A 9567-nucleotide genomic window follows, 5' to 3' on the forward strand; every position below is an offset into this window, starting at 1 on the left:
CTCGAACACCAGTAGAAGCGCCATCAGCAAGATCAGAAACACGCCCCGGTCCTGAACCGAGGCAATAAAAAAGGGCGGCACCCTCACAGGTGCCGCCCTTTTTACATGCCTGACGCTTTAGGCTTTGGCCGACAGCATCTTTTCCAGTGCCACTTGGTCACGGGCGAACTGACGAATGCCTTCGGCCAGTTTCTCGGTGGCCATGGCGTCTTCGTTGGAAGCCCAGCGGAACTGGCTTTCGTTGAGGGTCACGCGTGGCTCGCCGCCATTGCCTGGCTTGAGTTTTTGCACCAGCGTGCCGTTGTCTTCTGCCAGCTTCTGCAGCAGGTCAGGGCTGATGGTCAGACGGTCGCAGCCGGCCAGCTCTTCGATCTGGCTGAGGTTACGGAAGCTGGCGCCCATGACCACGGTCTTGTAGTCGTTGGCCTTGTAGTAGTTGTAGATGCGGGTCACCGACTGCACGCCCGGATCTTCCGCACCGACGTAGTCTTTGCCTTCGGCTTTCTTGTACCAGTCGTAGATGCGACCCACGAATGGCGAGATCAGGAACACGCCGGCGTCGGCACAGGCCTGGGCCTGAGCGAAAGAGAACAGCAGGGTCAGGTTGCACTGGATGCCTTTCTTTTCCAGCGCCTCGGCGGCCTTGATGCCTTCCCAGGTTGACGCCAGCTTGATCAGGATGCGGTCGCGACCGATACCGAAATCTTCGTACAAACCGACGATGCGGTCGGCGCGTTCGATGCAGGCCTGGGTGTCGAATGACAGGCGTGCGTCCACTTCGGTGGAGACGCGGCCCGGGACCACTTTCAGAATCTCGCGGCCGATGGCGACGGCGAAACGGTCGCTGGCGACGTTGATGTCGTTGTTGCTGCCGGTGAACGCTTCTTTCAAGCGATCAGCGTTGCTGTCGCTGGAAGCGGCCTTGAGCAAGAGGGAAGGGTTGGTGGTGGCATCGACGGGCTTGAGTTTTTCGATGGCAGCGAAATCGCCGGTGTCGGCCACGACGGTGGTGAATTGCTTGAGTTGTTCCAGCTTGGAAGTCATGAGCGTGCTCTGTCCTGTGGTTGTGCTGACATTACCCGAGCGCCGCCGGTCACTCAAGGGCGTAAACCGCGACAGACACGCCGGTTTAGACGCCTGCGTTTGCGCAAACGGCCTGCCTGCGCGTCAGCCATGATCCGGGCGATGCGAGCTTTTTACAAAGGGCGGCGCGGGGTCATGGTCTGTCGGTTCCCGAGGAGGGCGGATACTCGATCCAGACTGGTTGGAGCCCGGACCGCCCGGGATGTTCCCGGCGCCTGGCATCTAATCCGCCGACGGTCAGGGACCGGCCCGGGCAGGGTGCTCTGAGCGGCTGATCCTCGCAAACCTGCCGCGGTCTGAATCAGCGAGCGGGTGTCTCGCCGCAATCGCTGTCCACCGCTTTGATCAGCGTGGTCCGGTCGAAGACTTCCAGATGAACCTGGCACGTCGCCTCGGCTGGCAGGGTGAGGCTCACGCTGTTCGCCGCGACGCCGTTCTGCAGATCGCCCTGCTGGTTGATGGCCGACGTGCCTTGCGCGCTGGTCTGCCTGACGGTCATTCGGTACTGCAGCGTCAGCGGCGCAGGATTTTCCAGGTGCGGGCGGATCGCCACCGTCGAACCGCTGCGCTGGGCGTCAACCGTCACCACCAACTGCGTGAAGTCCATCATCGAGGTCACCGTTGGGTCGCGCTGGCGTTCATGTTGTCGCCGAACTGCTTGATGGAGACGGCGCCGCCGAATCCGGCCTGGGTGACGCTGGCCTGATTCGCCTGACCATACTGCCCGACGAAGGCCTGATTGTAGGCGCCGGTCTGCACCACGCTCGCGGCGTTGTCGGTGCCGTGCTGCGTCACGCCGGTCTGGTTGTTGTTGCCCGACTGACTGACCTGCGCGGTGTTCGCCGTGCCGTTCTGCTGCGCGGTGATGCCGTTGTTGACGCCGCTCTGATTGACCACCGCCTGGTTGCGACTGCCGGTCTGACTCACGGCCTGATTCTGTCGGGCCCCGCTTTGGTCGACGCGCGCATTGTTATGGGCGCCGATCTGCAGAATGGTGGCGACGCTGTTGCCGACGGTGATGTCCGCGTAGCGTGCTTCGCGCACCAGATCCTGCGCGTGGGCGAGCGAGCCGGTGAGCAGCAGCGCCGCTGCGATCCAGCCGAATCCTTTAGCGTTGCGTTCCATTCTTATCTCCTGTGGCAACGATGTCCTTGTCCGCATCAGCCAGCGGCAAGGTGGTCATCTGTTCGTCGTAGCTCTGCAGATAGCCCTGCAGCAGCGGCTTGTTCAGGTCAGCGGGGTTTTTCAGGTTCCAGCTGCCGTCACGGGCACCCTGGGCAATCATGTGAATCAGCGCCGTTTCGATGGCTTCGCGCACGCATTGTTGCACCGGTTCGTTGCGCGACACCCCGGTCTCGACCTCCAGCAGGTGCTTGAGGGAGACGAAGCGGAAGATGCCGAAATCGACCTGAATCGAGAAGATGGTCTTGGTGGTGGTGATGCTCTGGATGATGTCGCCGGTGCGGATGTCCACCGCCCTCAGGTTGACGGTCACCTGATCCTGGCGGTAAAGCTCCGACGGCCCGACACCCAGATAGCGAACACCGATGCCGCCGGTGCGCACGTTGCTTTCGTAGGCGACGATGGCGCCTTCGATGATCATGTTCGCCGGTCGCAGGGCAGGCAGTTGCACCTGGGCCTGATCCTGGGGCTGTTCTAGCGCGCGGATGATCTTGCGCTCGGTGAGCAGGTCCTGAAGATTCTCGCGCTCCACCGGCTTGAACCAGCGTGAGTCGCGCAGGGCGCTGATCAGCAACGACGCGGCGCCCTGGGTCACCGAGGTGGAAAACGAGCTGTCGGGGGACGGTTTGTATTGCCCGGTCTGGTCGCGCAGGCCGTACACCGCGACGCTGATCGGTCCGGCGGGTGCCGGCAGATGGGTCAGGTCACGCAGGCTCTGGGTCGCAGGCGACAGCGTGGCCGGGGAAATGGTCGCAGCAGGCCGGGACGTGGTGCAGCCGGCAAGCAGTATGACGGCAGTGAACATCAACATGAGGGGGCGGACGCGCATTCTTTTTCTTCCCGCAAGAAAACCCCGCCAGACCCTGGCGGGGTACATCATCTTAGTGTTGGTAGATCGTTGCCCTGTTGCCGCTGCCGCCGGTCTGGCTGACGTTGGCGACCATGTTGTTGCCTGTTTGGGTCAGGCCGACGAGGTTGACGGACTGATAAGTGCCCGTGCCGGTCTGGCTCACGACAGCGCGGTTGTTGTTGCCGGTCTGCAGCAGGGCTTCTTCGTTGTTGAGGCCGGTCTGGGTGCTGGACGCGTAGTTGTTGTTGCCGTTCTGCTGGACGTCGGCTTTCAGCAAAGCGCCGTTCTGCGAAACGGAAAGCGTGTTGAAGTCGCCGCGCTGTTGAGCGTTGGCGGTGGTGACGAGGGTGTCGTTCTGCTGGATCGAGCCGAGGTTGTTGTTGCCGTTCTGTTGCAGGGTGGCGGACACCTGCTGGGAGTTATGCCGTTGCGAAACAATTCCGGTATTGCCGTTGCCCGCCTGGGTGAGACTGCTGGTGACGGTGTTGTTGTTGCTCTGCTGCGAGACGCTCGCCAGGTTGTAGCTGCCGGCTTGGGAGACAGTCGTGCCGACGCGAGTGCTATTGCCGATTTGCGAAGTGCTGGCGGTGTTGTTGTTGCCGCCGCCTTGGGTGATGGAGGCGCTGGTGCTGTAGTTGGACTGTTGATCGATGGTCGCTTTGCTGTAACCACCGGACTGATCCAGGCTCGCGATCTGCGGTTGAGGGCCACCACCGTTCTGGGTGATCGAGCCCGTATTGTTGTTCCCGGCCTGTTTGGCGCTGGTGAGGTTGTAGTAGCCGGTCTGATTGATCGTCAGGTTGCTGTAAGTGGCCGTCTGATTGATAGCGCCTGCGGTGTTACGGCCGCCGTTCTGATTGACGGTGACAGTGGACTGGGTGGCGCCGCGCTGCTCGACGTTCAGTCCGTTGTCAGAACCTGCCTGGGTGGTGTTGACGGTGCTTGAGTCGGCCATGGCCGCACCGGAGACAGCAAACAGGATGGCCAGAGACAGTAAAGACTTGCGTGCTTGCATGATGATCTTCCTTATTCAATGTTGTAGTGGGTTGTTGCGGGGTAGCGGATGCGACGGGTGTTACGGTTGATTCACTTGAAACTGGGTGGTCTGGCCGGTGTTCTTGTCGGTCGTGACGATTTGCAACAGGCCGCCTTGCAGATTGGTGATTGCGATGCGGAAGTCGGTGGTTTCGACGGTGCCTGGCACCAGTTGGCCGTTGGCACCGACGATGCTGGACGTCACTGCCGACGACACCCGGCTCAGAATCGCGCTCTGCAACATGCTGTTGAACTGGGTCAGCGCGGTCTGCCCGGAAGCGCCCGACGATGAAGACTTCTCGACGTAATGGTTTTGCGCCTGGGCCTGATTGAGCAGCACCGGGCCGTTCAGCGGATTGCCGCCAAATGACGGGTTGTTCGGCACATACGCCAGTTCGCTTGCCTGAACGCCTGAACAGATGCCGGCCAACAAGGCGAGGCTGGCGACAACCACCAAACTGCGATTAATAGTGAGTGCTTTCATAGCTCGTCTCGTCCCATGTCCGGGTCGCCAAAGAATTGTGCCAATTGATAATCAAGAATGGCCTGGTACACCTGGCCGGCCGCGTCGGCTGCAATGGCCGGAATAAGCGTGCGGTTGGGCGGCAGGAACATTTGAAACAAGCGGCGATTGCCATAATCCACGAATACCTGACTGCCTAAACGCGCAGTAGGGCGTTCGGTGATGGTCACAGTGAATGTTTCCGCTTCATCTTTTTCTCGCCAGGTGTTTGCAAAACTGTCATAAAACGTCCGGCCTGCCAGGGTCATGGTCTGCCCGATCACAATGCCGCCGACATCACGGTAGTTAAGAGTCCGGTGCTGTTCAACCGTCGTGGAAGTGTTCACGCTGGGCTGGGCAAACACCGTGGTGGCGGCGCACAGGGGCAGCAGCCATAAGCCGATGACTTTACGGGTTGTCATGTTTGTACGTTCGTGTGTGCAGGTTGTTACTTGTTATATCTCAATAAAAATGCTTTGCCAGTGGTTAATTAAAATAAAGTTCATTTATTTTGTTGGCGTCAACTTACGTACTTATTTAAATAAGTTTGTTTAAAAGGCGGTGGCGCAAGAGGGGTGCGAATCAATGGCGTCAAATTATCTGCCAGGAAGCGGACTTATTAAAATAGCGTCTATTGAGAATTAATGGGGGGGGTGCTTAAACGGGAGGTTGTTAGCTTGCTAATGTTTGGAAAGTGAGTTCAGGTTATGACTGCGTGTTGTCGAGTTAGTTGTTAAACGTTTTTTTCACCACCGGCTTATTCAAGTCCCGGGTGAAGTCGGTCCTGCAAGGGGGGCGTGTTTCAGCAGCGTCCCCTTCAGCCGGGCGTGCAAGCTGTTAGAATGCGCGTCCTCTTCGACCGACCTGCTTATTGCTCCCATGCTGCCTATCACAGAACCCCGCACCGACCGCCTGCCGTCCGAGCCTTCACGGCGTTTTTCCGTGGCCCCGATGATGGACTGGACGGATCGTCACTGCCGTTTCTTCCTGCGTCTGCTGTCGAAGCATGCGCTGCTCTATACCGAGATGGTCACCACCGGCGCATTGCTGCACGGCGACACCGAGCGCTTCTTGCGCCACGACGAGGCGGAGCATCCGCTGGCCCTGCAGCTGGGCGGCAGCAACCCGGCCGACCTCGCCGCCAGTGCGCGGCTGGCACAGGCGGCGGGCTACAACGAAGTCAATCTCAACGTCGGCTGCCCGAGCGATCGCGTGCAGAACAACATGATCGGCGCAGTGTTGATGGGGCATCCGCAGTTGGTCGCCGATTGCGTCAAAGCAATGCGCGACGCGGTGACGATTCCGGTGACGGTCAAGCACCGCATCGGCATCAACGGACGCGACAGCTACGAGCAGCTGTGTGAGTTCGTCGGCACCGTGCGCGATGCCGGCTGCACCAGCTTCACCGTGCATGCCCGCATCGCCATTCTTGAAGGCCTGTCGCCGAAGGAAAACCGTGACATCCCGCCTCTGCGCTATGACATCGCCGCGCAGCTTAAGCAGGACTTTCCCGAGCTGGAGATCATCCTCAACGGCGGCATCAAAACCCTGGAGCAGTGCCAGGAACACCTGAACACCTTCGACGGCGTGATGCTCGGTCGCGAGGCGTATCACAACCCGTACCTGCTGGCAGGCGTGGACCGCGAACTGTTTGGCAGCGATGCCCCGCAGATCACTCGCGCCGAAGCTTTGGCGCTGATGAGGCCCTATGTGGAAGCGCACCTTCGCGACGGCGGCTCGATGCACCACATCACCCGCCACGTGCTGGGCCTGGGCACCGGCTTCCCCGGGGCGCGCAAGTTTCGGCAGATGCTCTCGGTGGACATTCACAAGACGGACGACCCGCTGGGGTTGCTGGATCGGGCGGGGGAGTTGCTGGAGGGGCGGTGAGTGAGCTACTGCTTCCAGCGCCGGGCTCGCATATTGGCTTGACGGGGAATCCTTGTGTGGGAGCGACCGGGGTGGCGCTCCACTTTGCTCGCGAAGGCGGTCTGCCAAGCGCCGAGAATGCAGCGGCCTGACCGGATCCACGCTCACCGCCGTCCCGCCCGCGTACTCACATCCACCCACACCGCCAGCACCAGAATGCTGCCCTTGACGATCATCTGCCAGTAACTGTCGACGTCGAGCATGGACATGCCGTTGTCGAGGCTGGTGATGACGAGGGCGCCGAGCAGGGCGCCGTAGACGGTGCCCGAGCCGCCGCGCATGGAGGTGCCGCCGATGAAGCAGGCGGCGATGGCGTCGAGTTCACCCATGTTGCCCGCCGACGGCGAACCGGCGGCCAGGCGGGCGGTGTTGACCAGGCCGGCGAGGGCGCACATGACGCCCATGATGCCGAAGATCCACAACTTCACCGCCTGCACGTTGATCCCGGAGAGGCGCGTGGCTTCCATGTTGCTGCCCACCGAGTAGATCCGCCGGCCGAACACGGTCTGGCTGGTGATGTAGCTGAACACCCCAAGCAGGACCAACAGCAGCAGAACCGGCACTGGAATCCCGTCATAGCTGTTCAGCGTGTAGACGAAGCCTGCCAGCACGGCACCGATCGCCACGACCCGCACCACGTCCCGTGCCAGCGAATGGGCGGCCAGCCCGTGCAACGCGCGGTTGCTGCGCTGGCGCCAGGTCAGGAACAGCGTCAGCGCGAAGAGCAGCACGCCGAGCACGATCCCCACCAGCGGCGGCAGATAACCCTGGCCGATGTAGACCAGTTCCGGCGACACCGGCGCGATGGTGGTGCCGCCGGTGATCCCCAGCAGAATCCCGCGAAACGCCAGCATGCCGCCCAGGCCGACGATGAATGAAGGGATGCGCAGGTACGCGGTCATGCAGCCGTTGGCGAGGCCGATCAACAGTCCGCATCCGGCGACGATGCACAGGTTCAGCGGCAGCGGGACGTGGTAGACCACGTCGAGAATGGCCGCCACGCCGCCGAGCAAGCCGAGCAGTGAACCCACCGACAGATCGATCTCGCCGCTGATGATCACCAGCACCATGCCGCAGGCCAGAATACCGGTGATCGACATCTGCCGCAGCAGGTTGGACAGGTTGCGCGGCGTCAGAAACCCCCCGTCGGTTTGCCAACTGAAGAACAGCCAGATCACCGCGATGGCGATCACCAGCGCGAGCATTTTGTAGCGGGTGAACAGTTGCTTGAGCTGATTCATTGACGCGCTTCTCCCACAGCATCGGGCCGGTCGTTATTGTTTTTGTTGTACGCAGTGTCGCCGGATTGGCTGAGCGCGGCCGCGAGCACCTGTTCCTGGGTCAGGCCCTGATTGATGAAGTCGCCGCGCAGCTGGCCGTCGCCGATCACCAGCACCCGGTCTGAGACGCCCAGCACCTCGGCCAGCTCCGACGACACCATGATGATCGACACGCCGCTGGCCGCCAGCGCGCCCATCAGTTTGTAGATCTCGTACTTGGCGCCAACGTCCACGCCGCGGGTGGGCTCGTCGAGAATCAGCACCCGCGGCTTCGTCAGCAGCATCTTCGCCAGCACGGCTTTTTGCTGATTGCCGCCGGACAGGCTGGTGATCGGCAGGAACGGGCTCGCAGTCTTCAGGTGCATGCGCGCGATCTCCTTGTCGATGCTGCCCAATTCGGCCTCGGCGTCGATGCGGGTCAGGTGGGCGAAGCTGTCGAGCACGGCGAGGGTGATGTTTTGGCCCACGCCCAGGTCCGGGATGATGCCTTGGCGCTTGCGGTCCTCCGGCACCATGCACAGGCCCGCGCGGATTGATTTGAGCGGCGTGCGCGTGTCGATGGGTTTGCCGTCCAGCCACACTTCGCCGGTGTAGCGACCCGGATAGGCGCCGAACAGCGCCGAGACCAGCTCGGTGCGCCCGGCGCCGACCAACCCGGCGATGCCGAGGATTTCCCCGCGCCTGAGCACGAACGAGATGTCGTCCACGCGCTTGCGCTTCGGGTTGTCGACATCGTAGCAGGTGACGTGGCGCGCCTCGAAAATCACCTCACCGACGCTGTGGGGTTCGGTGGGGTAGAGGTTGCTCATTTCGCGGCCGACCATCTGCGTGATGATCTTCGGGATGTCCATGTCGGCCATGGCCGTGGTCGCGATGTGCTTGCCGTCGCGGATCACCGAGATGGTGTCGCAAACGGCGGCGACTTCATCGAGCTTGTGGGAGATGTAAACGCAAGCGACGCCCTTGGCTTTGAGCTCGCGAATGATGTCGAGCAGGACCTCGATTTCCGAGCGGGTCAGGGCCGACGAGGGTTCGTCGAGAATCAGCAGGCGCGCCTGTTTGTTCAGCGCCTTGGCGATCTCCACCAGTTGCTGATAACCGCCGCCGTATTGCGAGACCGGCAGGGCGACGTTCATGTCCGGCACTTTCAGTTCGCGCATCAAGGCTTCGGCGCGGTGGATCATCGCCGGGTAATTCATGCGCCCGCCCGGCAGGGTCAGTTCGTGGCCCATGAAGATGTTTTCCGCCACCGACAGGTCGGGGACGAGGGTGAGTTCCTGGTGAATGATGACGATCCCGGCGGCCTCGGTTTCGCTGATGGATTGCGCCCTCAGCGGCTGGCCGTCCCAGAAGATTTCACCCTCCCAGGTGCCGTGGGGATAGACCGCCGAGAGGACTTTCATCAGCGTCGATTTGCCGGCGCCGTTCTCGCCGCACAGGCCGACGCATTCGCCAGCCCGCACCTTGATGTCGATGCCGTTGAGCGCCTTGACGCCGCCGAAGGATTTGACGATGCCGTTCATTTGCAGCAGGTAATCGGACATTGCGGGATCTCGTGCAGAAGCAGCCAGTAAGGGATCGAGCTCCGCCCGCACTGGTTTTCACACAGCAGCTCTCACGGCAGATGAGCGTTGGTGGGAGCGAGCTTGCTCGCGAAGAGGTCAGACAGCCCTGACAAACTTTTTGGCTGTAACACCGCATTCGCG

General features: G+C 61.5%; 10 protein-coding genes. 1 reads left to right on the top strand and 9 read right to left on the bottom strand.

Translation table 11 applies throughout. From position 1 onward, the window contains the following. Positions 1-117: 117 nt before the first annotated feature. From tal to QMX88_RS27465, 7 genes are all read right to left on the bottom strand, one after another. Positions 118-1044 (bottom strand): transaldolase, encoded by a 927-nt coding sequence (tal, locus tag QMX88_RS27435; RefSeq protein ID WP_282373394.1) that lies wholly within the window; start codon positions 1042-1044, stop codon positions 118-120. Between the two features lie 340 nt (positions 1045-1384). Then, complete coding sequence (gene csgH / locus QMX88_RS27440) at positions 1385-1693, bottom strand: curli-like amyloid fiber formation chaperone CsgH (protein ID WP_282373395.1); 309 nt, start codon at positions 1691-1693, stop codon at positions 1385-1387. Between the two features lie 5 nt (positions 1694-1698). Beyond that, entirely contained in the window at positions 1699-2208 is a 510-nt protein-coding gene (locus QMX88_RS27445; RefSeq protein ID WP_282373396.1) for a curlin-associated protein, read from the bottom strand. Then, complete coding sequence (locus QMX88_RS27450) at positions 2192-3094, bottom strand: CsgG/HfaB family protein (protein WP_192174289.1); 903 nt, start codon at positions 3092-3094, stop codon at positions 2192-2194. Before QMX88_RS27450 ends, QMX88_RS27445 begins: the two co-directional genes overlap by 17 nt. A 52-nt stretch (positions 3095-3146) precedes the next feature. Continuing rightward, positions 3147-4130, bottom strand: coding sequence for a hypothetical protein (locus QMX88_RS27455; protein ID WP_282373397.1), 984 nt, complete (start codon positions 4128-4130; stop codon positions 3147-3149). A 60-nt stretch (positions 4131-4190) separates the two neighbouring features. Beyond that, on the bottom strand, positions 4191-4634 hold the full coding sequence (locus tag QMX88_RS27460; protein ID WP_282373398.1) for a curli assembly protein CsgF: 444 nt from the start codon (positions 4632-4634) through the stop codon (positions 4191-4193). Next, the gene (locus QMX88_RS27465; protein ID WP_282373399.1) at positions 4631-5074 is read right to left on the bottom strand and encodes a CsgE family curli-type amyloid fiber assembly protein; all 444 of its coding nucleotides are present in this window, start codon (positions 5072-5074) and stop codon (positions 4631-4633) included. The genes QMX88_RS27460 and QMX88_RS27465 overlap by 4 nt, the downstream gene beginning before the upstream one ends. 457 nt (positions 5075-5531) lie before the next feature. Here QMX88_RS27465 and dusA point away from each other — a divergent pair, with 457 nt between their 5' ends. Continuing rightward, complete coding sequence (gene dusA / locus QMX88_RS27470; RefSeq protein ID WP_282373400.1) at positions 5532-6542, top strand: tRNA dihydrouridine(20/20a) synthase DusA; 1011 nt, start codon at positions 5532-5534, stop codon at positions 6540-6542. A 143-nt stretch (positions 6543-6685) separates the two neighbouring features. Here dusA and QMX88_RS27475 read toward each other — a convergent pair whose 3' ends face one another. Continuing rightward, a complete protein-coding gene (locus QMX88_RS27475; RefSeq protein WP_192174285.1) occupies positions 6686-7822 on the bottom strand; it encodes a sugar ABC transporter permease in 1137 nt (378 codons plus the stop codon). Beyond that, the gene (gene xylG / locus QMX88_RS27480; protein WP_282373401.1) at positions 7819-9405 is read right to left on the bottom strand and encodes a D-xylose ABC transporter ATP-binding protein; all 1587 of its coding nucleotides are present in this window, start codon (positions 9403-9405) and stop codon (positions 7819-7821) included. Before xylG ends, QMX88_RS27475 begins: the two co-directional genes overlap by 4 nt. Positions 9406-9567: the final 162 nt, after the last annotated feature.

It is taken from the genome of Pseudomonas sp. PS02290 (genome assembly GCF_029960075.1).
In the GTDB taxonomy this organism is placed as follows: Bacteria; Pseudomonadota; Gammaproteobacteria; order Pseudomonadales; family Pseudomonadaceae; genus Aquipseudomonas.

Coding starts and splice junctions, on each gene's coding strand:
- xylG (WP_282373401.1), bottom strand. CDS start 9,405: ATGTCCGATTACCTGCTGCAAATGAACGGCATCGTCAAATCCTTCGGC.
- QMX88_RS27460 (WP_282373398.1), bottom strand. CDS start 4,634: ATGAAAGCACTCACTATTAATCGCAGTTTGGTGGTTGTCGCCAGCCTC.
- tal (WP_282373394.1), bottom strand. CDS start 1,044: ATGACTTCCAAGCTGGAACAACTCAAGCAATTCACCACCGTCGTGGCC.
- csgH (WP_282373395.1), bottom strand. CDS start 1,693: ATGATGGACTTCACGCAGTTGGTGGTGACGGTTGACGCCCAGCGCAGC.
- QMX88_RS27445 (WP_282373396.1), bottom strand. CDS start 2,208: ATGGAACGCAACGCTAAAGGATTCGGCTGGATCGCAGCGGCGCTGCTG.
- QMX88_RS27455 (WP_282373397.1), bottom strand. CDS start 4,130: ATGCAAGCACGCAAGTCTTTACTGTCTCTGGCCATCCTGTTTGCTGTC.
- QMX88_RS27450 (WP_192174289.1), bottom strand. CDS start 3,094: ATGCGCGTCCGCCCCCTCATGTTGATGTTCACTGCCGTCATACTGCTT.
- dusA (WP_282373400.1), top strand. CDS start 5,532: ATGCTGCCTATCACAGAACCCCGCACCGACCGCCTGCCGTCCGAGCCT.
- QMX88_RS27465 (WP_282373399.1), bottom strand. CDS start 5,074: ATGACAACCCGTAAAGTCATCGGCTTATGGCTGCTGCCCCTGTGCGCC.
- QMX88_RS27475 (WP_192174285.1), bottom strand. CDS start 7,822: ATGAATCAGCTCAAGCAACTGTTCACCCGCTACAAAATGCTCGCGCTG.